The sequence below is a fragment of the Pelagibacterium limicola genome (genome assembly GCF_015694405.1).
In the GTDB taxonomy this organism is placed as follows: domain Bacteria; phylum Pseudomonadota; class Alphaproteobacteria; order Rhizobiales; family Devosiaceae; genus Pelagibacterium; species Pelagibacterium limicola.
Window position 1 is genome coordinate 230262 of the sequence record NZ_JADQDB010000006.1, and the last position, 25718, is coordinate 255979.

Sequence of the window (25718 nt, forward strand, 5' to 3'; positions counted from 1 at the left end):
AATGGAAAACGCCCTAGACCGCGATCCCCTCGCCCCGCGCGAGGACCTTCAAGTCCGCCACCGGCCGCGCGCCGATATGGGAGATGACTTCCGAGGCCGCAAGGCAACCCAGCCGCAGCGCTTCTTCCATCGATTGCCCGCGTGCATTGGCAAGAAGGAACCCGGCGGCGAAGAGATCGCCCGCGCCGGTGACGTCCACCACCTCGGGCACGGGAAACGCGGGCACCGAAACGATCTCGCCCTCAGCAATCGCCATCGCCCCGCGCGAACCCATCGTCACGGCCGCGACCTCGGCGTCCTTGGCGAGTTCGCGTACGGCCGTGTTGATGTTGTCGGTCTGGTAAAGCGCCTTGGCTTCCTCGATATTGGCAAAGACGTAATCCATCGTCTTTGAGCGGATGAGATCGAGAAACTCGACACGGTAGCGATTGACGCAGAACGGGTCCGATAGCGTGATCGCCGCGGCGCGTTCGTTCTTGTGCGCGAAATGGGCCGCCTTGATGAAGGCTTTTTTGGCTTCGGGGGGATCCCAGAGATACCCCTCCATATAGGTGACCGCCGCACCACCGATGGTCTCCTCGACGATGTCGGCTTCCATGAGCTGCTGGCTGGCGCCGAGATAGGTGTTCATGGTGCGCTCGCCATCGGGCGTGACGAGGATCATCGAGCGTGCCGTTGCGGCACCGTCCCGCAAATCCGGCGTAGCAAAATGGATGCCGTTGTCGTCGAAATCGGCGCGGAAAACCGCGCCCAGTTCGTCATCGGCCACCTTGCCCACAAACGCAGCCCGCCCGCCAAGCGCGGCAACGCCCGCCGCGGTATTGGCTGCCGACCCCCCCGGAATCATCTTTTTTGCTGCAGGCATGCGCGCATAAAGATCGGCCGAGCGTTCGGCTTCGATCAGATGCATGATCGACTTGGTCATGCCTTCTTCCGCGATGAAGGCGTCGGTAACGGGAGCGATCACGTCGACAATCGCGTTGCCGATGGTCAGAACGTCGAACCTCGTGGACATCGGCACTCCGGATTTGCCAGTTTGCTCTTCGCTTAAGCCAAGCTCGGCATCAACGCAACCAACTCATGCGGTGGTCTTGGCGGGATAGCGGCACCAGTTCGCGATGATGCAGTTGGGGCAATCGGGCTTGCGTGCCTTGCATACATAGCGCCCGTGAAGGATCAGCCAGTGATGAGCGTGCAGCAGGTATTGCTTGGGCACACGGGCTTCGAGCTTGGTTTCGACCTCGAGGGGGGTCTTGCCGGGAGCGATTCCCGTCCGGTTGCCGACGCGGAAAAGATGGGTGTCGACCGCAATCGTGGGCTGGCCAAAACCGATATTGAGCACCACATTGGCTGTCTTGCGCCCCACCCCGGGGAGCTTTTCGAGGGCTTCTCGCGTTGCGGGAACCTCGCTTTCGTGTTCGGCAATCAGAGCCTTGGACAGGAGGAACACGTTTTTGGCCTTGTTGCGGTAAAGGCCGATGGTCTTGATGTGTTCGCGAATTTTTTCTTCGCCCAGCGCCACCATCTTTTCGGGGCTGTCGGCAACGGCAAACAGCGCCTTTGTCGCCTTGTTGACCCCGACATCGGTCGCTTGCGCTGAAAGGACGACGGCGACGAGCAAGGTGAAGATATTGACGTAGTCGAGCTCCCCCTTGGGCTCGGGATTGGCGCGCGAGAAGGCTTCAAAGATCTCGGCGATCTCGACATTGGAGGGCGTGTGGTGTCGGGGGCTCACGGGAAGGGGGGCTTTGCCATTGTGTTTTTGTCTTTATGGTCTTTTAGTTGAGGGGTGAGAGAGAGCAACCCCCGTTTCGTCAATGACCGACGCCGCGATTGAAAAGCAAAGCCCGCTCTTTTCGGCCCTTTTGACCCCGCACAGGGCGATGAGCAGAAAGGCTATCCGCTGGGTGGTGGCTATTGCCGCCATCCTCGCTTCGATCCCTGGGGTCACCTTTTATGCCATGGGCGCATGGCCGGTCGTGGGGCTCCTGGGCGTCGATATCCTCGCGCTCTGGTGGGCGCTCTCCGCATCGCTCAAATCGGGCGAGGCCTATGAGGAAATAACCCTCTGGCCGGACGCGCTCGATATCCGGCGTGTCAACCCGCGAGGCAGGGAGACGCATTTTTCATTCAACCCGTTTTACGTGCGCTTTTCGGTGGTGCGCGACAATGAAAACCGGGTGACGGCGCTGAAATTGATGACGCGCGGCAAGCAAACCGAAATCGGCCGCTTCCTGACGCCCTATGACAAGGACCAGTTCGCCAGAACCTTTGCGGATGCGCTCCGCCGCGCGAAGGGCTAAAAAGACGGCGTAAAAATCGGGTCGCCGCGCCGCCGCTCTGCGCCTATTGTCGGATCATGAACATGAACCTTGCCATTCCGACCCCAGAACTGACCGCGCCGCAGACCTATGAGAGGATCGCGCGGGCCATCGAATATCTATCGGTTCCCCGCCCGGAGACCCCCGATATCGCGGGGCTTGCCAACGCGCTTTCGATGAGCGAACGCGCGCTGGTCGATATGTTCCGCAAGTGGTGCGGGCTGACGCCCAAGAGCTTTGCTCAGGCCGTTGCCCTCGATCACGCCCGAAAACTCCTGCGCGAGAACATGAGCGTCCTCGATACGACCTTCGAGGTCGGGCTTTCCGGGCCTTCGCGCCTTCACGACCTTTTCGTCACCTATGACGCGGTACCGCCCGGCATTTATCGCGCCAAGGGCGCCGGGCTCGACATGACCTGGGGATACGCCCCCTCGCCCTTCGGGCTCGCCGTGCTCGTCACCACTCAATATGGGGTAGCGGGCATCGCCTTTGCCGATGAAGGCCGTGAACAGGCTGCCTTCGAGGACCTTGCCAACCGCTGGCCGAAGGCGAACTACCGGCGCGACGATGCCGCGATCGTTCCCATCGCCAGACGGATTTTCGATCCTCTTCACTGGGATCCCGAACAGCCGGTGCGGCTCGTGATGATCGGCAGCCAGTTCGAAATCAAGGTCTGGGAGACGCTTCTGAAGGTGCCGACCGGCCGGGCCTCGACCTATGGCGAAATCGCCCGCTCGCTCGGCCGCCCGTCCGCAGCGCGGGCCGTGGGCCGCGCGGTGGGCCGCAACCCGATTTCCTTTGTCGTTCCCTGCCACCGCATTCTCGGCTCGACCGGCGCACTGACCGGCTACCACTGGGGCATCTTGCGCAAACGTGCGATTCTTGGCTGGGAGGCCGGGCTGGTCCTGGGCGCGTAAGGTCATTTTTCCTCACGGGCCATCGCGAAACCGATGACGGGCTGAAGCAGCCTATGGATTTTCCACGCCCTTGGGCGTGGGCGGCCGAATCGTCGCCGAGGTCCCTGCCGTGCGCGTCCGGTACTGCCGGCCGGACTACAATTCCTCGGTTGAAACCCTTTTGCCGTCCGCATCGATGCCATAGACAATCGGCGCACCGGTGGCGATTTCGCGTTTGAGGATCGCCTCCTCGTCGAGCCCTTCGAGCTTCATCACCAATGCGCGCAGCGAATTGCCGTGGGCGGTGACGAGAACGGTCTTGCCGGCCTTGACCAGCGGCTCGATCTCCGCGGTGTAATAGGGCAGGACGCGCGCGGCAGTGTCCTTGAGGCTCTCCCCGCCCGGCGGAGGCACGTCATAGGAGCGGCGCCAGATATGGACCTGTTCCTCGCCCCATTTTTCCCGCGCATCGTCCTTGTTGAGCCCGGCGAGATCGCCATAGTCGCGCTCGTTGAGCTTCTGGCTGCGGTGGATCGTGAAGTCGGTTATGCCCATTTCATCGAGCATCAGATCGAGAGTGCGCTGGGCGCGGGAAAGCGCCGAGGTGAAATAGGCATCGGGCACGACGCCCTTGGCCTTGAGCGCCTGCCCGGCCTTTTTCGCTTCCTCGACGCCCAGCTCGGTCAGCCCCGGGTTCTTCCAGCCGGTGAAGAGGTTTTTGAGATTCCACTCGCTCTGGCCGTGGCGCACGAGAATGAGGGTGCCGGTCATGATCCGCCTTTCAAACGATTTTTCAGCTAGAGGCCGAGCACGTCGGCCATCGAATACAGTCCCTTGGGCTTGTCCGCCGCCCACAGCGCGGCCTTGACCGCGCCATTGGCAAAGAGCGCCCGGTCCTCGGCGACATGGGAGAGAACGAGCCGTTCGGCAGGACCGGCAAGGATCACTGAATGATCCCCGATCACCGAGCCGCCACGGAGCGTGGCAAAGCCGATTGTGCCCTCGTCCCGGGCACCAGTGTGCCCTTCGCGTGCCATAACGGCATTGTCCCTGAGCGCAATATTGCGGCCCGCCGCCGCCGCCTCGCCCAGGAGCAGCGCCGTACCCGACGGCGCGTCGACCTTGTTGCGGTGGTGCATTTCGAGGATTTCGATATCGAAATCGGGCCCAAGGCTTTGTGCGGCGCGCTGGACGAGTGCGGCAAGCAGGTTGATGCCAAGGCTCATATTGCCCGACTTGACGATCCGCGCGCCCGCCTCAGCGGCTGCGGCAATTGCCGTATCATCCGCTTCCGAACATCCCGTCGTGCCGATGATATGGACGAGCCCACGCTTCGCGGTCTCGCTGGCCAGGGCAACGCTAGCGGCGGGAACCGTAAAGTCGATCAGCGCATCGGCAGCATCGAGCGCGGCTGAAACATCGTCGCCAATCGCAACGCCCAGCGGCTCGAGCCCGGCATGAACCCCGGCATCCTTGCCGGCGAGCGCTGATCCGGCTCGATCGAACGCAGCAACGAGCTCGGTTTCGGCATTGGCAACGACGGCCCGGATATTGGCGGCGCCCATGCGCCCGCCCGCCCCGGCAATTGCGATTTTCAATACCATCGCCCCCTCCTCACGCCGCCGCCATTTCCGCAAGGATTGCCTGAGCCGTCTGGCGCGGGCCGGGGGCCCTTACAATCGGGCGGGCGACGACCAGATGGCTTGCACCCGCACGCAAGGCATCGAGCGGCGTCATCACGCGCTTCTGGTCGCCGATTTCGTCGCCCGCCGGCCTGATGCCCGGCGTGACGATGGCCATATCCGGCCCGACGATTTCCCTTATGCGCTGTGCCTCGAAGGCGGACGCAACGACGCCGCCCATGCCGGCATCGCGCGCCTGGGCCGCGCGCCGTGCCACAAGGTCTTCGATGCTCACGCTATAACCGGCATCCTCGAGATCGGCCTGATCCATCGAGGTGAGGACGGTGACCCCCAGAAGACAAAGCGAAGAGCCTTGGGCGGCCCGCACAGCCGCCGTCATCGCCTTGGGATAGGCATGCAGGGTGAGCATCGTGGCGCCCGTTTCGGCGATCGCCGCGACCCCCTTTTCGACCGTATTGTCGATATCGAGGAGCTTGAGGTCGAAAAAAACGCGTTTTCCAGCTTTGAGCAGCGCCTTGCCGACAGCGAGCCCCTCCCCGCCATAAATGAGCTGGTAGCCGATCTTGAAAAAATCGGCGACCCCGTCGAGCTTTTCGATAACCGCCTCGGCTTCCCCGCGCGTGGAAACATCCAGCCCGACGATCAACTCTCCGGCCATTGGCAGCGCTCCCATTTCTCAATGGGTGTCCACTCGCACAACAATCGGCGGCTGGCAAGGGTGAAGGCATAGGCGTTGCCGGCGCCCTTCTGATCGTGGATGCGATCTATCGCTTGATGCGCAAGGGCGCAGCGGAGCAGCGTGCCGACCGCCCCATGGCCCACGAAAAGAACCGGCTTGGCGGGATCGTTCCCGAGAAGTGCGCGCTCGACCGCAGCGACAATCCTTGTCTGTGCGACCTGAGCCGTTTCCCAACCCATGACGGAGCGGTCAGGAGCTGCGAAAAAGGCATCGGCAAGTGCCTCGAACCGGTCGGGCGGTACAAAGCCTGTCGCCGAGCGATCGTTCTCGCCCATCTCGGGGTCATGCGCGACGGCGAGCTCGAGAAGGTCCCCGATGATCCCCGCCGTTTCGAGCGCCTTGGTTTCAGTGCTCGAAACGATCCTTGAGATGCCTTGGGTTTGCAGCTTCCTGCCGAAAATATCGGCCCGCTCTCGTCCCTTCTTCGAGAGGCGCCATTGCGGGACCGGAATGTCAGGAGCGATTTCGACCTCCGGATGGGAGAGATAGATGGCAAAGCCCATCAGACGCCGCCGCGCGAAAAATGGGTCAATTCCCCGATCATCCGGTCGATCTTCCTGTTGATCGCCTTTTCCGCGATGTCGCCCTCTTCGGTGAAGGCAGAGCTCGCAGGGCCGATGCCCAGAAGAGTCGGTACGACAAGCGTTCCGATCTTGGTGAGCGAATCCCGCAAGTGCGATTGCGCCCAGATCGTCCCGTATTTGCCCGAGGACACCCCGCCTATCCCGAAAACCGAACTTTCGAACGGCCACGGCTCAACTCGTGAAAGCCAGGTCAGTGCATTGACCAGCAGGGGCGGAAGCCCGCCATTATATTCGGGCGTCGCGATGAAGACGATGTTGTGGCTGACGAAAAGCCTGGCCAGTCTGATCGCGGTTTGGGGCACGTTGTCGGGCTCGAGATCCTCGTTGAAGATCGGCATCTCGAAGTCCTTGAGCGAGACCGGGGTGACCTCGACCCCGGCTGCCCTGAGGCGCGCACCCATGATATCGGCCAGTTTCTGGTTGAACGACCCGGTGCGGATCGATCCCGATAGCGTGAGCGCCGTTGGCATGGCGGTAATCCCTCTTTTCATGTGCAGCCATTGCCCTATCATTTAGGCCAGCCATCGCGCCGGCCGCAAGGGAGGGCCTTCGCCGGGCGCCGATTGGCTTTTTGGGGGATTGGGATGCTGCTCTTTCACGCCGCCTGGGTGCTGACGGTTACCTTTACGATCTCGATTGCTTACGAGGCCTGGCGCACCCTGAGACGCGGGCACGTGTCCGAACACGATTCGGTCGCTGCCTTCATCAAGGGTCTGCCCATTTACGGCATTGCCGTCCTGGCGATCGCCCTGATGTTCTTGAACGTGCCCGCCGCGAACTGGATCGGGCTTGCGCTGGCGCTGGCGGGGATAGGTGTCTCGATCTTTTACTACAACCCCACGATCATGATGGTCCGCGCGCCGGAGGTGATCGACTGGATCGAGGACATGGTCTTCACCGGCCTGCTGTTCATCGCGGCCGCGATCCTCATCTATGACATTACGGGGTTTACGCTCAGCTAGTCTTAGGCCTCGAACATTTTCTTGAGCTTGTCGAAAAATCCGTCCGAAGTGGGCGAGGTCTGGGCGTTTGAAATCGCCTGGAATTCTTCCAGAAGCTCGCGCTGGCGCGAGGTGAGCTTTTGCGGCGTCTCGACATCGAGCTGGACGTAGAGATCACCCACCTGCGTCGAACGGAGCACTGGCATGCCCTTGCCCTTGAGCCGTATCCGGTTGCCAGGCTGGGTACCGGGCTCGACCTTGACGCGCGCTCGCGTACCCTCAAGCGTGGGGACCTCGAAATCGCCCCCGAGCGCTGCCGTGACCATCGAGATCGGCACCCGCGCGTAAAGATCGGCGCCGTCGCGCTGGAAAAGCTGGTGCGGACGGACGGATACGAAAATGTAGAGATCGCCGGCCGGGCCTCCGCGCAGACCCGCCTCGCCCTCGCCGCCAAGACGGATGCGCGTCCCGTCCTCTATGCCCTTGGGGATATCGACCGAAAGCGTGCGGCTTTTCTGCTTGCGCCCCTGCCCGTGACAGTCCGTGCAGGGCTGGTCCATCGTCTGTCCCCGCCCATGGCATTGCGGGCATGTCTGCTGGATGGTGAAAAAGCCCTGGCTTGCGCGGACCTTGCCGTGCCCGTTGCACATCCGGCAGGTGGAAAACCCCGTTCCCGGCTTGGCCCCCGACCCCTCGCAGGTCTCGCAATGAATGAGCGTGGGGACGTCGATATCGACGGTCGCGCCGGTGAAGGCGTCTTCTAGCGTGATTTCGAGATTGTAGCGCAGGTCCGAGCCGCGCTGGCGACCGTCGCGCTGGCGCTGGCGGCCGCCACCCATGAAATCGCCGAAGATGTCCTCGAAGATATCCGACATCGAGGAGGAGAAATCGGCCCCGAAACCGTGACCGTTGGCACCGCCGTTGAAGGCGGCATGTCCGAACCGGTCATAGGCAGCGCGCTTTTGCGGGTCCTTGAGCGTATCGTAGGCTTCCGAGACTTCCTTGAATTTGGCTTCCGCTTCCCTGTCGCCTGGATTGCGGTCGGGGTGAAACTGCATGGCGAGCTTGCGATAGGCCGATTTGAGCGCGGCTTCATCGCACGCCTTGTCGACCCCGAGCACGGAATAGAAATCTGCCTTGGACATCAGGATCGCGTCCCGCCAAATGAAGTGGAGGGACAGGTAAGGGACGGTTTCAAGATCATCTCTTGCGCCAAACCAACCGTTCGTTTGTTCATATCTGGGAAGGCCTGCGCATTGTCGCAAGTCTTCCAGTTGTGCCCGACAGGTAAGGGCCGGTGTCGCCTGTTACCATAGTGAGGCCCTAAAATGCCAGCATCGCCGGCTGGACAAAGGCCCCGGATCCGATCCGGGGCCCTGGCGGTGATTCACGTGGAACGCTACGCCGACTTCTTGTCGTCGTCGTCCTTGACCTCTTCGAAGTCAGCATCCACCACGTCGTCTTCGGCGGCTGCGTCGCGCGCTGCATCGGCTTCTGCGGCCTCTGCCTGCGAAGCCTGGTACATGGCTTCTCCGAGCTTCATCGAGGCCTGCGCCAGAAGGCTGGCCTTCTCCTTGATCGCTTCGGCATCGTCGCCCTCGATCGCCGACTTGGTGGCAGCCACCGCCGCTTCGATCTCGGACCTCACATCGGCGGAAACCTTGTCGCCGTGCTCTGCGAGCGATTTTTCGGTCGAATGAACGAGGCTTTCGGCCTGGTTCCTGGATTCGACGGTCTCGCGCCGCTTCTTGTCAGCTTCGGCATTGGCTTCGGCGTCCTTCACCATCTTTTCGATGTCGGCGTCCGAAAGCCCGCCCGAAGCCTGGATGCGGATCTGCTGCTCCTTGCCGGTACCCTTGTCCTTGGCCGAGACGTTGACGATGCCGTTGGCATCAATATCGAACGTCACCTCGACCTGCGGCATGCCGCGCGGTGCGGGCGGGAGGCCAACGAGATCGAACTGGCCGAGCATCTTGTTGTCAGCCGCCATTTCGCGTTCGCCCTGGAAGACACGGATGGTCACCGCCGACTGGTTGTCTTCGGCGGTTGAGAAGACCTGGCTTTTCTTGGTGGGGATGGTCGTGTTGCGGTCGATGAGGCGCGTGAAGACACCACCGAGCGTTTCGATACCCAGCGAGAGCGGGGTCACGTCGAGCAGGAGCACGTCCTTGACATCGCCCTGCAGCACGCCGGCCTGGATAGCCGCGCCCATCGCCACCACCTCGTCGGGGTTCACCCCCTTGTGCGGCTCCTTGCCGAAGAAGTTCTTCACTTCTTCCTGCACCTTGGGCATGCGGGTCATGCCGCCAACCAGCACAACTTCGTCGATTTCGCCGGCCGAGATTCCCGCATCCTTGAGGGCCGCACGGCAGGGATCGATGGTGCGCTTGATGAGATCCTCGACGATCGATTCGAACTTAGCGCGCGTGAGTTTGAGCTGAAGGTGCTTGGGGCCCGAGGCGTCCGCCGTGATGAACGGCAGGTTCACTTCGGTCTGCGACGACGAGGAGAGCTCGATCTTGGCCTTTTCGGCGGCTTCCTTGAGCCGCTGCAGCGCCAGCTTGTCGCCCCTGAGGTCGATCCCCTGCTCCTTCTTGAACTCATCGGCAAGGTAGTCGACGAGCCGCATGTCGAAGTCCTCGCCACCGAGGAAGGTGTCGCCATTGGTCGATTTGACCTCAAATACGCCATCGCCGATCTCGAGGATCGAAATGTCGAACGTGCCGCCGCCAAGGTCGTAGACGGCGATGACACCCGATTCGCGCTTTTCGAGCCCATAGGCGAGAGCGGCGGCGGTCGGCTCGTTGATGATGCGCAGGACTTCAAGACCGGCGATCTTGCCCGCATCCTTGGTCGCCTGGCGCTGGCTGTCGTTGAAATAGGCCGGAACGGTGATGACGGCCTGTGTGACGGACTCGCCCAGATAGCTCTCGGCGGTTTCCTTCATCTTCGTCAGGATCATCGCCGAAACCTCGGACGGCGAGTACGCCTTGCCCTCGACCTCGACCCAGGCATCGCCGTTGCCGCCCTTGACGATCTTGAAGGGCACGAGCCCCTTGTCTTTCTCGACCATGGGATCGTCATACCGGCGCCCGATCAGGCGCTTGACCGCAAACAGCGTGCCTTCGGGATTGGTCACCGCCTGGCGCTTGGCCGGCTGGCCGACGAGGCGTTCGCCGTCATTGGTGAAGGCGACCATCGAAGGCGTGGTGCGCGCGCCTTCTGCGTTTTCGATCACCTTGGGATTTTTGCCGTCCATGACGGCGACGCACGAATTGGTCGTGCCCAGATCGATACCGATTACCTTAGCCATAATAAGCCTCTCTTTTATGAGCGGACCCTTGGATTTGATCCGGTCTTCTCCCGCGCCCGTTTCGAGCGGCGTCGCGTCGGACCGGCCGGACCGGGTCCCTCAGGGGATACTCTGGTCAGCTGCCCGTTACCGGGCTTGGCTGGCTATATAAGGAGATGCCCCCTACCCTTCAAGCGCGCGGAGTGTTGGGGGGAAGTCTTTTTTACGGCGCTTCCGCACCGGCGTTCTCAGGCGGTCTTGTCGATGCCCTCTTGCGCCGGGGGCTCGTCCGGCCCGCCGGCGGCGCTGCCCCGCTTGGGGCCGCCCTTGGCCACGCCGACCATTGCCGGCCGCAGGACGCGTTCGCCGATGGCGAAACCGGCCTGCACGACCTGCACCACCGTACCTTCGGCGACCGAGGGATCGGGCACCTCGAACATTGCCTGGTGGCGATGGGGATCGAATTTCTCGCCCTGGGCCTCGATTTGCGTAACACCATGCTTTTGCAGGAGGCGCTGCATTTCGCGCTCGGTCATCTCGATTCCCTCGATGAGGGATTTGAGTGTGCCTTCGGCACTTTCGCGGGCTTCTCCGGGCACCACCATAAGGGCGCGTGAAAGATTGTCAGTCGCCACCAGCATGTCGCGGGCAAACCCGGCGATAGCATAAGTGCGCGTATCGGCGATCTCGCGCTCGGTGCGCTTCCTGAGGTTTTCCATCTCGGCGGCCATGCGCAGAACCTTGTCGCGCAACTCGGCATTTTCCGCTTCTGCTGCCGCCAGAAGCGCCTCCGCGTTCGGCTCGGCCGCCGCTGCACCGTTATCGGCCCCGGATTCCGGGGTTTCGTCCGCATTCGGTTTGGGCTCTTGATCGTCAGTCATCATAGAGGCTTCTTGAAAACTACCTATGGGGGAAAAAGACTGTCCGCCATATCGGCCAGCCGGACGAGGATTTCAACCCCTGATGCGCGACGCGCACATTATGACTTGCGTCCGATCAGCCGCGAGACCACATGCGCGGTATAATCCACCACCGGCACGATGCGTGCATAATTTAGCCGTGTCGGGCCGATAACCCCGAGCACGCCCACCACCTTGTCGTTGACGTCCTTGTAGGGCGAGAGCACCACCGAGGATCCCGAAAGCGAAAAGAGCTTGTTTTCCGAGCCGATGAAAATCCGAACCCCTTGCGCGATTTCGGCGTCGTTCAACAGCTCGATCAGTCCTTTTTTCGATTCGATCTCGTCGAAAAGCTGGCGCACGCGCGCGAGGTCCTCGGAGGCCATGGTATCATCGATGAGGTTTGCGCGGCCGCGCACGATCAGCGTCGGGGCCCCCGATTCGGCCTCGATCATCGAGGCGAGCCCGGCATCGACGAGCCGGCGCGTGATCTCGTCGAGCTCGCGCGCCTCGATTTCGCTCTGGGCCCGAATGGCATCGCGCGCCTGGCGGAGTGTCTTGCCCATCACATGATGGGCCAGGAAGTTTGACGCCTGTTGCAAGGCGCTCGGGGTAAGCCCCGGCGGCAGGGCGATGATGCGGTTTTCGACCTGACCGTCCTGTCCCACCAGCACCGCCATGGCGCGTTCGGGGTCGAGCCTTACAAATTCGATGTGTTTGAGGACCATGTCGGCTTTGGCGGCGATCACCAGCCCGGCGCCATGCGAAAGGCCCGAGAGCAGCGCGCTCGCCTCGTTCAGCAGCTCCTCGACATTGCCGGCGCGCGCGCCGCCTTCGATATTGCGGGCAATGGCATCGCGCTCGGCCTCATCGACCGCGCCCACCTCAAGCATGGCATCGACGAAAAACCGCAACCCCTCCTGGGTTGGCGCCCGCCCCGCCGAGGTGTGGGGTGCCGCGATCAGCCCCAGTTCCTCGAGGTCCGCCATGACGTTGCGCACCGAGGCGGGCGAGAGCTGCATGTCGAGCATCTTGGAGATCGCGCGCGAGCCCACCGGTTCCCCGGTCTCGATATAGCGCTCGACGAGCCGCCGGAAAATGTCCTGGCTGCGCGTCGAAAGCGCTTCGAGGAACTCGGACGATCTTTGATCGGGCCTGTGCATATTCACCATTTAGGAGAAAACAGAATGCGCGCCAAGAGGAGCGTGCTTGTTCGGGGCGGCGCGAGGCGTTAAGAGGCGTTTAATCATAATTGACGAGCGGACATATCCCATATGCGGCCCAGCGGACGCGCTTTCGACCAGTTGCGCGAGATAACCCTTACCCCCGGCGCGGCTCCACAGGCCGAAGGCTCGTGCCTCGTTGCCTTCGGCAATACGCGCGTATTATGCACGGCGACGGTCGAAACCTCGGTTCCCTCCTGGCGCCGCGGCATGGGACAAGGCTGGGTCACCGCTGAATACGGCATGCTCCCCCGCGCCACCGGGACGCGCACCCGACGCGAGGCGGCCGCAGGCAAGCAATCGGGCCGCACGCAGGAAATCCAGCGTCTGATTGGGCGATCCCTGCGTGCAGTGGTCGATATGGGCAAGCTGGGCGAAAACCAGATCATTCTCGATTGCGACGTATTGGAGGCCGATGGCGGCACCCGCACCGCCTCGATCACCGGTGCCTTTGTCGCGCTGAGGCAGGCGCTAAACTGGATGGGCGCGCGCGACCTCATCAAGGCCGATCCCGTCCGCGATCATGTCGCCGCGGTTTCATGCGGCATCTATCGCGGCACGCCCGTCCTCGATCTCGATTACCTCGAGGACAGCGAAGCTGAAACCGATGCCAATTTCGTCCTGACAGGCACCGGCAAATTCGTCGAGATCCAGGGGACCGCCGAGGGGGAACCGTTCTCCGCCGAGGAGTTTGCTGCCCTCACAGCGCTGGCGGGTAAAGGCATTCTCGAGCTGGTCGCCCTGCAAAAACAGGCGCTCGAGGCCGCCAAATGAGCGGGCTCAAGCTGAACCGCGGCGAGAGGCTGGTGCTGGCCACCCACAACCACGGCAAGCTGGTCGAATTTCAGGACATGCTGGAAGGTTTCGGCCTCGATATTGTTTCGGCCGGAGAGCTTGGCCTCGATGAACCCGAAGAGACCGGCACGACCTTTGTCGAAAATGCACGTTTGAAGGCCCATGCGGCAGCAAAGGCGTCCGGGCAAATCGCGCTTTCCGATGATTCGGGGATTTCGGTCGATGCGCTCGACGGCGCGCCCGGCGTCTATACCGCCGACTGGGCCGGGGTTCCGCGCAATTTTCAGAACGCCATGCAGAAGGTCGAGGATCTTCTGATCGAAAAGGGCGTCACCGCTCCGCATCAGCGCCGGGCGCAGTTCAACGCCGTGCTGTGCCTCGCCCATCCCGATGGGCGCGACACGATATTCGAAGGCATCTGCCCCGGAACGCTGATCTGGCCGCCGCGCGGCGAAATGGGACATGGCTACGACCCGATGTTCATGCCCGACGGGCACCAAAAGACCTTCGGCGAGATGACGGCGCAGGAAAAGCACGCTTGGGCGCCGGGTCGCACCGGGCTTTCCCACCGCGCCCGCGCCTTTGCAAAATTCGTCGAGGCCTCGCTTTGAGCGCCAACACCGCCTTCGGGGTTTATGTCCATTGGCCGTTCTGCGCGGCCAAATGCCCTTATTGCGACTTCAATTCCCACGTCCATCACGGCGCCTTCGATGAGGAGAGCTTTGTAAAAGCTTACGTCAAGGAGATTGAGGCCACCGCGCGCCGCGCGCCGGGACGGCTGGTCGAATCGATTTTCTTCGGCGGCGGGACCCCCTCGCTGATGAACCCGAAATCCGCCGCAGCCATCCTCGATGCCATTGCCCGGAACTGGCAGGTGGCCGACAATGCCGAGGTGACGCTGGAGGCCAATCCCACATCCGTCGAGGCCGAGCGCTTTCGCGGCTACCGCGAGGCAGGCGTCAACCGCGTGTCGCTGGGCGTGCAGTCTCTAAGGCCCGAGCCGCTGGCAAAACTGGGACGACTCCATTCCGTCGATGACGCTGTGGCCGCCGTGCGGCTGGCGCAGTCGATCTTTGACCGCTCGAGCTTCGATATTATCTATGCCCGGCCAGACCAGACGCTCGAGGCATGGGACGATGAGTTGACAGACGCGCTGGCGCTTTCGGACGGGCACCTTTCGCTTTACCAGCTCACCATCGAATCGGGCACGCGCTATTTCGACCTCTTCCACGCCGGCAAACTCAAGATGCCCTCCGAGGACCTTTCGGCGGACATGTTCGAATTGACCCAGGAGCGAACCGCGGCCTATGGCCTCCCGGCCTACGAGATTTCCAATCATGCGAGGCCAGGACAGGAGAGCCGCCATAACCTCGTTTACTGGCGCTATGGCGAATATGCCGGCATCGGCCCCGGCGCCCATGGGCGGCTGCTGATCGGCGGGGTGCGCCACGCGACGGCCGCCGAAAAAATGCCGTTCAAATGGTGGGAAAAGGTGATGGAGACCGGTGACGGTCTGGTCGCCGACGATAATCTCACCTGGGACGAAGAGGGCGACGAATATCTGGTCATGGGCCTGAGACTGAGGGAAGGCATCGACCCCGGCCGTTATCAGGCCCTCGCCCGCCGCCCGCTGACCCAGGTCCAGATCAGCCATTTGATGGACATCGGCTTTATCGAGACCTTGCCCAACGGCCGCCTGCGGGTGACCGAAAAGGGCTGGCCCGTGCTCGATGCCGTGGTCGCCGATCTGGCGGCCTAATAGGATCCTTGCACCAGGCTCGCCCCGACCGGCGGGATGGTATTTCCGCCAGACGAGGTGGCGCCTGTCGCCTGAGTTGTAATCCCGCCCAGCCGCGCCGGATCGGCGATTTGCGCCCCGCCCGCCGTGACCCGGTGGATCACCAGCCCGTATTCGCCGCGCCCGTCATAATGGAAACGGAATGGCCCATCGCGCCCGGAAAAGCCGGTGGGCGAGAGCAGAACCTGCGGGTTGTAGCGCGGCGCGGCTTGCGCGAGGGCCGGAGTGTTGGCGAGGAGGATCGCGGTGAAACCGATAGTTGCAAGCTGCTGTGGTGCGCCCCCGAACCGGGCGCGGTAGTCGGGCGCAATCGCAGCGAGCCCTGCCGGATCGATCACGGGATAAAAGGCCCCTTCGAGGTAGGCTTGGGCGGCAATGGCGCTGTCCCCGCTCCAGTCGCCCGACCCCAGAATGGTAATCCGCCCGCGGGGCACCTGCGCGGCTTGGAGCAGAATGCCAAAGCTCGGCGCCGTCGCCCGGTCGGGAAGAAAGAGCGTATCGATCTGACCCGCCAGCAATTTCGGCACGAGCTGCTCGATCTGTTGTCGCGCCTGCGCCTCGTTGCCAAAGGAAAAGACCCCGCGCACCGGCATGCCCAACTCGCGCGCCGCGCTCTGGAACGCCGCGGAAAACGCCTCGCCATAGGCGTTCGCAGGGACCAGAGCCGCGGCCGTCTGCCGCCCCTGGCTCCGGGCAAAGGAGAGCGCCCGCATTGCCTCGGCTTCCGGCAGCACCGACAGCAGATAAACCCCCGGCCGGGCGATAATGGACGTGTTGGAAAATCCGATCATCGGGATATTTGCGGCCAGGGCGACCTCGCCCGCCGCCTGAACCGCGCCCGCGCGCAGCGGCCCCAGGATCAGGCTCGCCCCCTCGCTTACGGCCTCGCTTGCCGCCGCCCGTGCCCGCGATTCTGCGTTTCCCGTGTCCTTGAGGACGATGTGGATATGGGATGCGCCCGACCGCGCCGCAAAATCCATGGCCAACCGCGCGCCATTGGCAACCGCCCGGCCGGCACTCGCTGTGCCGTCCTGCCTCGAAAGCGGCAGGATCAACGCCACCCGCACCGGGCCGCTGCCGATAATTTCGCCCCGCGCGGGGGCGAGCGGCTGCGCCCCGGCGGAACCGGCCTGGGGCACGGGCATCGGGAAATCCCGTCCTGCCGGCAACCCGTAATCTGTCGACGGAGAGCAGGCTGCGGCCAGCAGCAGAGCTGCCCCGGCAACTAGGCGGGAAATTCTGCGAAACAGGCGTCCCTTTGCATTCATGGCCGGGAATCTGACCTGATTCGTCGCCTCGACAAAGCATCCTGCCCCGCCTATGAGTTTTTTAAGGCCTAGCGAGGACCGGGACTTGAGCCAGCAAAGCTATATGATCGGCAGCCATGTGATTGCGCCCGAGCGTCCGGGGCCGGGGCTCTATCTTGTGGCCACCCCCATCGGAAACCTGCGCGATATCACCCTGCGCGCCCTCGACATCCTGGCCGCCGCCGATCTCATTCTCTGCGAAGACACCCGCCATTCGGCGCGGCTCCTGGAGGCCTATGCCATCAAGACCCCGCGCTCACCGCTCCACGAGCATAACGAGCGCGCCCGCATCGGGGAAATCCTTGCCCGGCTCGAAAAAGGCGAAGTGATCGCGCTGGTTTCCGATGCCGGAACCCCGCTCCTTTCCGATCCGGGATTTCCGCTCGTCCGCGCCGCCCGCGAAAGGGATTTCGCGGTTTTCCCCGTTCCCGGCCCCTCAGCGCTGCTCGCGGCGTTGACCGGCGCCGGCTTGCCGACGGATTCCTTTGGTTTTTTCGGATTTCTACCGGCCAAGACCGGTCAGCGCATGAATGCGCTTGCGCCGCTGGCATCCCGGCCCGAAACCCTCGTCTTTTATGAATCGCCCCGGCGTCTGGGCCCTGCGCTCGCCGACATGGCCAAGGTTTTCGGCGCCGAAAGGCAGGCGGTTGTCGCGCTTGAATTGACAAAAAAATTCGAACGCTTCGTGCCGGGGCCGCTTGCGGACCTGGCCGAAAGTTTTGCCGAAGGGACCAAGGGCGAGGCCGTCATTCTCGTTGGCGGTGCTGGCAAGGGGGAAATCGCCGGAACGCAAGATTGGCAGGGTGAACTCGAAACGGCATTGGTCCAGATGCCATTGCGGGCCGCGGTCGATGAAATTACCACCCGCCACGCGCTCAAACGCAAGGATGTCTACGATGCCGCGCTTGCGCTCAAATCCGGGCGCTGAAAAGCGCCGGGCCGAAAGGGCCGGCCGTCGCGCCGAAACGCTCGCTGCGCTTTATCTGCGCATGAAGCTCTTTCGCATCCTGGCCAAGCGGTTCAAGACCCCGGTTGGCGAAATCGATATCGTTGCCCGGCGCGGCAGACTGCTGGTCTTTGCGGAGGTCAAGCACCGCAAAACGCCGGGCGCCGCTGCGCTCGAAGCGGTCCACCAAAGCCGAATAGCCCGCGCCGCCCAATGGTTCATGATGTCGAACCCGCAATTTTCGGGATTCGATTGCCGGATCGATGTCATCGTACTGGCGCCAGGCCACTGGCCGTACCATCTAGAGAACGCCTTTTCCGTTTCCTGATCCCCTTCCGGAGTTTTCTTATGCCGCTTTCCATCGCCGTTCAGATGGACCCCATCGAAACCATCAATCCCCTTGGCGATTCGAGCTTTGCCCTGATGCTCGAGGCACAGAATCGCGGCCATACCCTGTTCTATTATACCCCTCAATCCCTAGCCCAGCGCGGCGACACCGTCACCGCCCGTGTCCACGCGATCGCGGTCGACGATAAGGACAAGGGCCTGCATTTCACCCTTCGAGACTGGCAGAAAACCGATCTCTCTACGCTCGATGTCATCCTGCTCCGCCAGGATCCGCCCTTCGACATGAACTACATCACGACGACCCACATGCTCGAGCGGATCCATCCCAAGACCCTTGTCGTCAACCACCCCGGGGAAGTGCGCAACGCGCCCGAAAAAATCCTTGTGACAAGCTTTCCCGAACTGATGCCCGATACACTCATTACGCGCGACGAGCGGGAAATCCGCGAGTTCCGCGCCGAATTCGGCGATATCATCATCAAGCCCCTGTTCGGCAATGGCGGGGCGGGCGTGTTCCGCGTCAAGCCCGACGATGAAAATCTCGGCTCGCTTCTCGAGATGTTCAACGCCAATTTCCGCGAGCCCTTTATGGTCCAGCGCTATCTGCCCGAGGTGCGCAAGGGGGACAAGCGCATCATCCTCGTGGATGGCAAGCCCGCCGCCGGGCTCAATCGCGTGCCCCAGCCGGGCGAAGTGCGTTCCAATATGCACGCCGGCGGACGGCCCGAGCTTTCCGAACTGACTAGACGCGAACACGAGATCTGCGAGATCATCGGCCCCGAACTCAAAAAGCGTGACCTCATATTTGTCGGCATCGACGTCATCGGCGACTACCTCACCGAGATCAACGTCACGTCTCCCACCGGTATCCGCGAAGTCCGCCGCTTTGGCGGACCCGACATCGCCGCCATGGTCTGGGACGCCATCGAGGGACGGCGCTAAGGGCATGCTGGGTACACTGATTCACGTGGAACAGGGGGAGATCGCTTGAACGCCAGCTTTCTGGTCGCCTTTGCGACGTTTTTCGCAACTGTCGGCGTTGCCGACATCGCCTTCATCTTTGCGGGGCTGACCCAGAACAACACGGCGCGCGACCGATTTATTTTTGCAACGCGCGGCGTCCTGATCGCGACGGGCATCCTCTTGTTCTTCGGGGTGGTGGGAAACCTCATACTCGATCTCTTCGGCATCACCCTGCCGGCTCTGCGCGTCGCCGGCGGTATTCTCCTGCTGCTGATCGCCATCGACATGGTGTTTGCGCGGCATTCGGGTGGCACCGGTACGACGAGCGAAGAAGAGGAAGAGGGCATGACCCGCAATGATATCTCGGTCTTCCCGCTCGCCATGCCGCTACTCGCCGGACCTGGCGCGATCAGCGCGGTGATCCTGCTCACCACCGGGGCTAACACCGACTTCGAATTCTGGCTGGTGCTTCTGGCGCTCGTGGCAACGCTCTTTATCGCCTGGCTGACGCTGCTCGTTGCCATCCCCATCCAGAAACTCATGGGCCGCACGGGCCTCGCCGTGCTGACCCGCGTGGTCGGAATCCTGCTCGCAGCGCTCGCCGTCCAGTTCGTATTCGACGGCGTGCGCGATTCGGGGCTTCTGGGGTGAGAAACTCCCCGCCTATTTGAGCGCGGTGCACCGCCCCTGGGCGGCAAGACGCAGATAGTTGCGCGGCTCGCAACCGGTGAGGAAGAACTGGATCCACTCCTGTTCGTTGCCGTAATAGACATTACGATCCACCTCGCCCCTGACCCCAGGGACCGTGCCCGTCTGGGTATACTGCCAGAACGCCCACGGCCGGTTGCGATAACGCTCATGAGGCTGGGCCGCGACCGAGCGCAGCCACATCGGATTATCGAGCGGCACGCCCTCGAGAATGTCGCGGTGGAAATTGATGTCAGTGTAGATGATCGGCACCTTGCCGGTATGGGCTTCCATGCCGGCAAGCATGATGCGGATTTTCTCGAGCACCTCTTCGCGGCTCAGATTGGGGCGGCACGCGGAATGGTTGTTCCATTCGAGGTCGAGCACAGGCGGCAGCGCATCGTGCTCCACGGGGACATTCTGGGCGAACCAGGCCACCTGCTCGTGCGCCGGGCGGCACCAATAGACGAAATGATAGGCACCGCGCGGGATGCCCGCTGCGCGGGCGGCTCGCCAGTTTTCGTGAAAGCGGCGGTCGAGGTGATCCCCGCCATCCGTCGCCTTGATGAAGGCAAAGCGCGTTCCCGCCCGCGCCACCGCGTGCCAATCGATCTGTCCCTGATGGTGCGACACGTCGATGCCGTGGATCGGAAGCGAATGCGCCCGTGCCACGCCGGGATGCGGTTTGTTGTCTCCCTTGGCGGGATAGTAATTGTGCCCGCAGGCCGCGAGGGCTCCGGCGAGGACCAGACCCGCGAGCAGGCCCACTGCATGGCGAACGAACGGGGCTTTCTTGTTCTCCGGGGAACGCAGGCCAAGGGGCATCGGGCGGTAAACCTTTCAATTTGCATAAAATGCCAAGTGAAAGGTCTAATGAGGCCTTTTGCGTTAAAGGGGCCCTCACGGAAAGGGTTAATCAGGCGTAAAGGTCGTTTCGCCTGCGCTTATGCGTGAGCGCGCGTGCCCGCGCGATTACCGCGCGCGGATCATAGGGTTTGGCAAAAAACCGGGTGCGGTCCACCCCTTTTGCCGGGTCTCTGCCGGAGGTGACAAGCACGGGCACGTCGGGCCGGGTCTTTTCGACAAGATCGGCCAGATCGAGCCCGTTTCTGAGCCCCGGCATTTCGACATCGGTAAAAACGAGCCCGATATGCTCGCGCTCGGCGAGAATATCGATGGCTTCATCGGCACTGCCCGCTTCGATGACGGCAAAGCCGGCATCCGAGAGCGCGAGCGCCATATCGAGGCGCACGAGCGGATCGTCCTCGACCACGAGCACGGCGCCATTGGTATTGACCGTTTTCATCTTGGTTTACTCCTGACCAGCCCTTTGCGGCGGCAGGCTCCCCGTCGGCAGGCCGGACGGTTCATCTGTTCGTTCGCACAATGGCTTGGGCCAGCGAAAGTTCCTCGCGAAGGGTTCGCGCCCCATGCATGGCCGCCCTGCGCTCAGCACAAATGTTCTATTAATGTTCTTGTCGAGGCTTCCCGATGCTGCTAGCGTCCGGCATGTTTGGGGGCAACAGGAGGGTCGGGCATGGCCACTTCGATTGCGACGGTGGCGTTCGAGGGCATAAGGGCTGTCCCCGTGGACGTGCAGGTGCAGATTTCACCCGGTTTTCCAAGGTTCAATATCGTGGGGCTACCCGACAAGGCGGTCGGCGAAAGCCGCGAACGCGTCCGCGCCGCCTTGATTGCTTCGGGGCTGGCGCTACCGGCCAAGCACATATCGGTCAATCTCGCGCCCGCCGACCTGCCCAAGGAAGGCAGTCATTACGACCTGCCCATTGCGTTGGCCTTGATGGCAGCCATGGGCGCGATACCGGCTGACATGCTCGATAAATATTTCGTGCTTGGCGAACTTGCGCTCGATGGCCGCATTTCGCGCGTGCCCGGCATATTGCCCGCCGCAATCGCTGCCAATGGCGAGGAACGTGGCATCATTTGCCCGGCAGCCTGCGGTCCGGAGGCCGCATGGGCCGGCGGCGAGATCGACATTATCGCCGTCGAAAGCCTTTTTGCGCTCGTCAATCACCTTGCCGGGCGCCAGATCGCGGCGCGACCGGTCCCCCAGAAGGCCTTGGCGGTCGAAGGCGAGGAAGATCTGGCCGACATCAAGGGCCAGGAGCTTGCCCGCCGCGCGCTCGAGATCGCCGCAGCCGGCGGGCACAATTTTCTGATGGTTGGACCGCCGGGCGCCGGCAAATCCATGCTGGCCCAGCGCCTGCCCTCGATCCTGCCTCCGCTCGATCCAAGGGAGATGCTCGATGTATCGATGATCGCATCGATCGCCGGCACGCTGCGCAACGGCGCGCTCTCGGACCGCCGCCCCTTTCGCGCACCTCACCATTCGGCCTCGATGGCAGCCCTTGTGGGGGGTGGACACAATGCGCGTCCGGGGGAAGTGTCGCTGGCCCATAACGGGGTCCTGTTTCTCGACGAGTTGCCCGAATTCCAGCCCCAGGTGCTCGACAGTCTGCGCCAGCCGCTCGAGAGTGGCCAAACGGTGATCGCCCGAGCCAATGCCAAGGTCACCTACCCTGCCCGCGTACAGCTCGTGGCCGCCATGAACCCGTGCAAATGCGGCATGGCCGGTACGCCCGGCCACACCTGCCGCCGGGGCGACAAATGCGCTGCCGACTATCAGGGGCGGATTTCCGGACCTTTCCTCGACCGTATTGATATCCGCATCGACGTACCTGCCGTCTCGGCCGCTGACATGATCGGCAGGGGCGGAGGTGAAGGCGAAGCGAGTGCCAGCGTTGCGGCGCGCGTTGCCCGCGCGCGAAAAATCCAGCGTGATCGTTATCTGGCGCTCGGCGCCGAGGGCGTCTTCACCAATGCGGCCGCCTCTTCGCGGATCATCGAGGCGGTGGTTGACCCCGACGCCGAAAGCCGCGCCTTGCTGTTGCGCGCGGCCGAAGCCTTTTCGCTCTCGGCCCGCGCCTATCACCGGGTCCTGAAGGTTGCGCGCACGCTGGCCGATCTTTCGGGCAGCGAGGCGGTCAAAAAAACCCATATCGCCGAAGCCTTGAGCTACCGGCTCAACATGACGGCGGCATGATGGACAGCGCGTTGAGGGTTTTCACAAAGCTCGCCGTCAACAATGCGCTCGCTAACTTGAGGCTGGCCCAGGCGGTTGCATCGCTCTCCCAAGCCGACTTCGAGGCCCCGCGGACGGGCTTTTTCCCCTCGCTCAAGGCAACGCTCAACCACATTCTCATTATCGATTGGTTCTATATTGACGCGATCAGGGGCGGAACGCTCGGGCCCCAAGCGTGGGCCGATGAGACCCCGTTCGGGGATGCGGCAAGCCTTTATGTCGCGCAACGCAAGAGCGATCTTCAGCTTTTCGCCTTCTGCCAAGGGCTCGCACCGCACGACCTTGCCGCGCCTGTTCACCTCCACCGCCAGTCCCGCATCCAGACGGAACGGCTCGACGACGTTCTGAGCCATCTTTTCCAGCATCAGACCCACCACCGCGGGCAGGCTCACGCAATGCTCTCGGGCACCCCGACCGCCCCGCCCCAGCTCGATGAATTCATCACCGCGGACGACGCAAAGTTCCGGTCCGAGGAATTGAGCGCCTTCGGCTGGGACGAAACCGCGCTGGGTTTCTGAGGATCTCCCTGCTGGACTTTCGGCCCGGTTTTTCTTAATGTAATCGATATCATTGTGGCTGCGGGATAGTATTGCCCGCCGTCGCGCCCATCAGAACATCGTCAGATTTTTCAATGCTTCCGGCAGCGTGCTTCAGCGCATCTGCCAGGATCGTCCCGTCGTCTCGACACCGAACTTTGGAGATAAAGCCATGTCATCCGATGCCACTTTGACCCTCAACACCGGACACACCATCCCCTCGCTCGGCCTCGGTGTCTGGCGCATGACCGACGAGGAAGCCGCCTATATCGTCAGCGCAGCGATCACCGCTGGATACCGTCATATCGATACCGCCCAGGGCTACCACAACGAACAAGGCGTCGGCGAAGGCCTGCGCCGCGCGGGAATCGGGCGCGGGGCGGTCTTTGTGACCTCAAAGCTCCGTACGCGCGATTTCGGCTATGACAATGCCCTGCGCTCATTCGACGAGACGGCCAAAAGGCTCGCGCTCGAAACCCTCGATCTCTTCCTCATCCACTGGCCGATGCCGGCCTTCGATCTTTACGTCGAGACCTGGAAGGCGCTGGTCGCGCTCCACCGCGAGGGCCGCATCGCATCGGTCGGGGTGTCCAACTTTCTCCCTGAACACATTGAGCGCATCGCCGACGAAACCGGCGTCCTGCCCGCCGTCAACCAGCTCGAACTTCATCCCTATTACCAGCAGCGCGATGTCCGCAATTTGCACGCCGAGCACGGCATCGTCATCGAAAGCTATAGCCCGCTGGGCGGCAACGGCGCGCCGATCCTCGCCGATCCGGCGGTCAAGGCCATCGCGGACAAGCACGGCAGGACCCCGGCACAGATCGTCATACGCTGGCACATTGAGGAAGGGCTCGTCGTCCTGCCCAAAACCGCCAACCGGGCGCGCCTTGCCGAAAATGCCGACGTTTTCGCGTTTTCGCTCGATGGCGACGACATGACGATGCTTCGCGGCCTCGATCGCCCGGACGGAAAGACCCTTCCGCACCCCAAAGACATGAACGACATGTTCTGACGTTCGGCCGAAGGGCGAGGCCCTACGCCGCCTCGCCGCGGTCCCGCGTCGCCATGAAGGTCAGTTGCGGGAAGTCCTTGGCGCAGCGGTCGATTTCCCACTGGCTGGGGGCGAGGAACACCGGGTCGCCATAACGATCCTCGGCGATGTTGAGCCGATGCAGCGCCGCAAATTTTTCGAACTGCGCCTTGTCGGCGACCTTGACCCAGCGCGCCGTGACATATTGCGCCGGTTCGATACGGATCGGAACCGAATATTCGGCCTGTGCCCGGCTCGTCAGCACCTCGAGCTGCAGCGGACCGACCGCGCCCACGTAATAGCCAGCGCCGAGAGAGGGCTTGAACACCTGCACGACCCCCTCCTCGGCCAGGTCGGACAAAGCCTTGGCGAGCTGCTTGGTCTTGCTGGCATCCGAAAGATGCACGCGGCGCAGGATTTCGGGCGCGAAATTGGGAATGCCCGTCACCGTCACGTCCGGGCCTTCGGTCAGCGTGTCGCCCACCGAAAGCGTCCCGTGATTGGGAATGCCGACCACGTCCCCGGCCAGCGCTTCCTCGGCCAGTTCGCGCTCGCGGGCAAAAAAGAACATCGGGTTGGTGACCTTGAGATCCTTGCCCGAGCGCACGTTCTTCAACCGCATCCCACGCTTGAGCGCCCCCGAGGCCACGCGCACGAAAGCCACGCGATCGCGGTGGTTGGGGTCCATATTGGCCTGCACCTTGAAAACGAACCCCGTGCATTTATCGCCCGCCGGGTCGACCGGTTCGGGGAGTGCCGGCTGGGGCCGCGGCGGCGGCGCAAACCGGCACACAGCTTCGAGAAGGTGCTTGACGCCCACCGATTTCAGCGCCGAGCCAAAATAGACCGGTGTCAGATGGCCAGCGAGATAGGAGTCGAGATCAAAGCGCGGCAGCGAGTCCCGGGCCAGTTCAAGGCCTTCCATCGCCCCGCTGATAGTCAAATTCTGGCTGTCGGCAAAGCGCGCCGCCAGCACCTCCACCCCCGGGGCATCGACGGAAATCGTCCCGTCAGGCGCCACGAACCGTCCCGTTTCGAGATCGATCATGCCGTTGAAGTCGACCCCCGCCCCCACCGGCCACATCATCGGCGCAGTGTCCAGCGCAAGCGTTTCCATGATTTCGTCAAGGATTTCGAGCGTATCGCGCGCTTCGCGATCGATCTTGTTGACGAAGGTGATGATGGGAATGTCGCGCAGCCGGCAGACCTCGAAGAGCTTTCGCGTCTGCGCTTCGATGCCTTTGGCCGCATCGATCACCATGATCGCCGAATCGACCGCTGTCAGCGTCCTGTAGGTATCTTCCGAAAAATCCGCGTGGCCGGGCGTATCGAGAAGATTGAGCGTTAATCCCATATGCTCGAAGGTCATCACGCTCGAGGTGATCGAAATGCCGCGTTTCTGCTCGATTTCCATCCAGTCCGAGCGGGTGCGCCGCCGCTCCCCGCGCTCCTGCACCTCGCCGGCTAGATGGATCGCGCCCGAGGCCAGAAGCAGTTTTTCGGTGAGCGTCGTCTTGCCCGCGTCCGGATGAGAGATGATGGCAAAGGTGCGGCGGGAAAGGTGGTTCAAGGTGGGTTGTCTCCGGAGTCCGGCGAAAGGCTCGACCCTAACGCGCCGGGCTCCTCTAGCGCAAAACCGGCCCTTTGCGAAGGCCGGAGCGATA

At 62.8% G+C, this 25718-nt stretch carries 28 protein-coding genes; 13 read left to right on the top strand and 15 right to left on the bottom strand.

Annotation, left to right across the window (positions count from 1 at the left end; translation table 11 throughout):
• Positions 1 to 13 precede the first annotated feature (13 nt).
• Together I2G20_RS13950 and nth are read right to left on the bottom strand one after the other, a co-directional pair.
• Positions 14 to 1015 (bottom strand): adenosine kinase, encoded by a 1002-nt coding sequence (locus I2G20_RS13950; protein ID WP_196260334.1) that lies wholly within the window; start codon positions 1013 to 1015, stop codon positions 14 to 16.
• 63 nt (positions 1016 to 1078) lie between these two features.
• Positions 1079 to 1735 (bottom strand): endonuclease III, encoded by a 657-nt coding sequence (gene nth, locus I2G20_RS13955; RefSeq protein WP_196260335.1) that lies wholly within the window; start codon positions 1733 to 1735, stop codon positions 1079 to 1081.
• A gap of 82 nt (positions 1736 to 1817) precedes the next feature.
• On the opposite strand from nth, the gene I2G20_RS13960 reads away from it, so the two are divergent.
• Together I2G20_RS13960 and I2G20_RS13965 are read left to right on the top strand one after the other, a co-directional pair.
• Positions 1818 to 2303: a DUF2244 domain-containing protein gene (locus I2G20_RS13960; RefSeq protein ID WP_196260336.1), complete on the top strand. Its 486-nt coding sequence runs from the start codon at positions 1818 to 1820 to the stop codon at positions 2301 to 2303.
• A gap of 56 nt (positions 2304 to 2359) precedes the next feature.
• The gene (locus tag I2G20_RS13965; RefSeq protein ID WP_196260337.1) at positions 2360 to 3238 is read left to right on the top strand and encodes a methylated-DNA--[protein]-cysteine S-methyltransferase; all 879 of its coding nucleotides are present in this window, start codon (positions 2360 to 2362) and stop codon (positions 3236 to 3238) included.
• Between the two features lie 135 nt (positions 3239 to 3373).
• Here I2G20_RS13965 and I2G20_RS13970 read toward each other — a convergent pair whose 3' ends face one another.
• The 5 genes from I2G20_RS13970 to I2G20_RS13990 are packed head-to-tail and all read right to left on the bottom strand — an operon-like array spanning position 3374 to position 6653.
• On the bottom strand, positions 3374 to 3988 hold the full coding sequence (locus tag I2G20_RS13970) for a 2,3-bisphosphoglycerate-dependent phosphoglycerate mutase (protein WP_196260338.1): 615 nt from the start codon (positions 3986 to 3988) through the stop codon (positions 3374 to 3376).
• 26 nt (positions 3989 to 4014) lie between these two features.
• Positions 4015 to 4821 carry a 4-hydroxy-tetrahydrodipicolinate reductase gene (dapB, locus tag I2G20_RS13975; protein WP_196260339.1) on the bottom strand — a complete coding sequence of 269 codons (807 nt, stop codon included), beginning with the start codon at positions 4819 to 4821 and terminating at the stop codon, positions 4015 to 4017.
• Positions 4822 to 4831: 10 nt separating this feature from the next.
• Positions 4832 to 5533 (bottom strand): orotidine-5'-phosphate decarboxylase, encoded by a 702-nt coding sequence (gene pyrF / locus I2G20_RS13980; protein ID WP_425502643.1) that lies wholly within the window; start codon positions 5531 to 5533, stop codon positions 4832 to 4834.
• Complete coding sequence (locus I2G20_RS13985; protein ID WP_196260341.1) at positions 5503 to 6102, bottom strand: histidine phosphatase family protein; 600 nt, start codon at positions 6100 to 6102, stop codon at positions 5503 to 5505. Before I2G20_RS13985 ends, pyrF begins: the two co-directional genes overlap by 31 nt.
• Positions 6102 to 6653: an NADPH-dependent FMN reductase gene (locus tag I2G20_RS13990; RefSeq protein ID WP_196260342.1), complete on the bottom strand. Its 552-nt coding sequence runs from the start codon at positions 6651 to 6653 to the stop codon at positions 6102 to 6104. The genes I2G20_RS13985 and I2G20_RS13990 overlap by 1 nt, the downstream gene beginning before the upstream one ends.
• A 114-nt stretch (positions 6654 to 6767) precedes the next feature.
• Here I2G20_RS13990 and I2G20_RS13995 point away from each other — a divergent pair, with 114 nt between their 5' ends.
• On the top strand, positions 6768 to 7145 hold the full coding sequence (locus I2G20_RS13995) for a hypothetical protein (RefSeq protein WP_196260343.1): 378 nt from the start codon (positions 6768 to 6770) through the stop codon (positions 7143 to 7145).
• A gap of 2 nt (positions 7146 to 7147) precedes the next feature.
• Here the strand turns inward: I2G20_RS13995 and dnaJ are convergent, their stop codons facing one another.
• The 4 genes from dnaJ to hrcA all read right to left on the bottom strand — a co-directional run bounded on the left by dnaJ (position 7148) and on the right by hrcA (position 12487).
• Positions 7148 to 8269: a molecular chaperone DnaJ gene (gene dnaJ, locus I2G20_RS14000; protein ID WP_196260344.1), complete on the bottom strand. Its 1122-nt coding sequence runs from the start codon at positions 8267 to 8269 to the stop codon at positions 7148 to 7150.
• Positions 8270 to 8523: 254 nt separating this feature from the next.
• Complete coding sequence (gene dnaK, locus I2G20_RS14005; RefSeq protein ID WP_196260345.1) at positions 8524 to 10437, bottom strand: molecular chaperone DnaK; 1914 nt, start codon at positions 10435 to 10437, stop codon at positions 8524 to 8526.
• A 227-nt stretch (positions 10438 to 10664) separates the two neighbouring features.
• A complete protein-coding gene (gene grpE, locus I2G20_RS14010; protein ID WP_196260346.1) occupies positions 10665 to 11300 on the bottom strand; it encodes a nucleotide exchange factor GrpE in 636 nt (211 codons plus the stop codon).
• Between the two features lie 95 nt (positions 11301 to 11395).
• Positions 11396 to 12487: a heat-inducible transcriptional repressor HrcA gene (hrcA, locus tag I2G20_RS14015; RefSeq protein ID WP_207747639.1), complete on the bottom strand. Its 1092-nt coding sequence runs from the start codon at positions 12485 to 12487 to the stop codon at positions 11396 to 11398.
• Between the two features lie 102 nt (positions 12488 to 12589).
• Between hrcA and rph the strand changes: the two genes are divergently transcribed.
• The 3 genes from rph to hemW are packed head-to-tail and all read left to right on the top strand — an operon-like array spanning position 12590 to position 15092.
• Positions 12590 to 13312, top strand: coding sequence for a ribonuclease PH (gene rph / locus I2G20_RS14020; protein WP_196260348.1), 723 nt, complete (start codon positions 12590 to 12592; stop codon positions 13310 to 13312).
• Complete coding sequence (rdgB, locus tag I2G20_RS14025) at positions 13309 to 13944, top strand: RdgB/HAM1 family non-canonical purine NTP pyrophosphatase (RefSeq protein ID WP_196260349.1); 636 nt, start codon at positions 13309 to 13311, stop codon at positions 13942 to 13944. The genes rph and rdgB overlap by 4 nt, the downstream gene beginning before the upstream one ends.
• Positions 13941 to 15092 carry a radical SAM family heme chaperone HemW gene (hemW, locus tag I2G20_RS14030; RefSeq protein ID WP_196260350.1) on the top strand — a complete coding sequence of 384 codons (1152 nt, stop codon included), beginning with the start codon at positions 13941 to 13943 and terminating at the stop codon, positions 15090 to 15092. Before rdgB ends, hemW begins: the two co-directional genes overlap by 4 nt.
• Here hemW and I2G20_RS14035 read toward each other — a convergent pair.
• Positions 15089 to 16276 (bottom strand): penicillin-binding protein activator, encoded by a 1188-nt coding sequence (locus I2G20_RS14035; RefSeq protein WP_196260351.1) that lies wholly within the window; start codon positions 16274 to 16276, stop codon positions 15089 to 15091. The two genes, hemW and I2G20_RS14035, sit on opposite strands and share 4 nt — an antisense overlap.
• 208 nt (positions 16277 to 16484) lie before the next feature.
• Between I2G20_RS14035 and rsmI the strand changes: the two genes are divergently transcribed.
• From rsmI to I2G20_RS14055, 4 genes are read left to right on the top strand one after another with little or no spacing between them, the layout of a single operon-like run.
• Positions 16485 to 17366, top strand: a complete 882-nt coding sequence (gene rsmI / locus I2G20_RS14040) for a 16S rRNA (cytidine(1402)-2'-O)-methyltransferase (RefSeq protein WP_196260352.1) — start codon at positions 16485 to 16487, stop codon at positions 17364 to 17366.
• The gene (locus I2G20_RS14045; RefSeq protein ID WP_196260353.1) at positions 17335 to 17712 is read left to right on the top strand and encodes a YraN family protein; all 378 of its coding nucleotides are present in this window, start codon (positions 17335 to 17337) and stop codon (positions 17710 to 17712) included. The genes rsmI and I2G20_RS14045 overlap by 32 nt, the downstream gene beginning before the upstream one ends.
• A gap of 20 nt (positions 17713 to 17732) precedes the next feature.
• Entirely contained in the window at positions 17733 to 18674 is a 942-nt protein-coding gene (gshB, locus tag I2G20_RS14050) for a glutathione synthase (RefSeq protein WP_196260354.1), read from the top strand.
• A gap of 45 nt (positions 18675 to 18719) precedes the next feature.
• The gene (locus I2G20_RS14055; protein ID WP_196260355.1) at positions 18720 to 19346 is read left to right on the top strand and encodes a MarC family protein; all 627 of its coding nucleotides are present in this window, start codon (positions 18720 to 18722) and stop codon (positions 19344 to 19346) included.
• 12 nt (positions 19347 to 19358) lie between these two features.
• Here I2G20_RS14055 and I2G20_RS14060 read toward each other — a convergent pair whose 3' ends face one another.
• Both I2G20_RS14060 and I2G20_RS14065 read right to left on the bottom strand, forming a co-directional pair.
• The gene (locus tag I2G20_RS14060) at positions 19359 to 20207 is read right to left on the bottom strand and encodes a glycoside hydrolase family 25 protein (RefSeq protein ID WP_196260356.1); all 849 of its coding nucleotides are present in this window, start codon (positions 20205 to 20207) and stop codon (positions 19359 to 19361) included.
• A 91-nt stretch (positions 20208 to 20298) separates the two neighbouring features.
• Positions 20299 to 20688, bottom strand: a complete 390-nt coding sequence (locus I2G20_RS14065) for a response regulator (RefSeq protein ID WP_196260357.1) — start codon at positions 20686 to 20688, stop codon at positions 20299 to 20301.
• 231 nt (positions 20689 to 20919) lie between these two features.
• Between I2G20_RS14065 and I2G20_RS14070 the strand changes: the two genes are divergently transcribed.
• The 3 genes from I2G20_RS14070 to I2G20_RS14080 all read left to right on the top strand — a co-directional run bounded on the left by I2G20_RS14070 (position 20920) and on the right by I2G20_RS14080 (position 24036).
• Positions 20920 to 22446 carry a YifB family Mg chelatase-like AAA ATPase gene (locus I2G20_RS14070; RefSeq protein ID WP_196260358.1) on the top strand — a complete coding sequence of 509 codons (1527 nt, stop codon included), beginning with the start codon at positions 20920 to 20922 and terminating at the stop codon, positions 22444 to 22446.
• A complete protein-coding gene (locus I2G20_RS14075) occupies positions 22443 to 23003 on the top strand; it encodes a DinB family protein (RefSeq protein ID WP_425502644.1) in 561 nt (186 codons plus the stop codon). Before I2G20_RS14070 ends, I2G20_RS14075 begins: the two co-directional genes overlap by 4 nt.
• A gap of 190 nt (positions 23004 to 23193) precedes the next feature.
• Positions 23194 to 24036, top strand: coding sequence for an aldo/keto reductase (locus I2G20_RS14080; RefSeq protein ID WP_196260359.1), 843 nt, complete (start codon positions 23194 to 23196; stop codon positions 24034 to 24036).
• Between the two features lie 22 nt (positions 24037 to 24058).
• Here I2G20_RS14080 and I2G20_RS14085 read toward each other — a convergent pair whose 3' ends face one another.
• The gene (locus tag I2G20_RS14085) at positions 24059 to 25624 is read right to left on the bottom strand and encodes a peptide chain release factor 3 (RefSeq protein ID WP_246473086.1); all 1566 of its coding nucleotides are present in this window, start codon (positions 25622 to 25624) and stop codon (positions 24059 to 24061) included.
• Between the last annotated feature and the right edge of the window lie 94 nt (positions 25625 to 25718).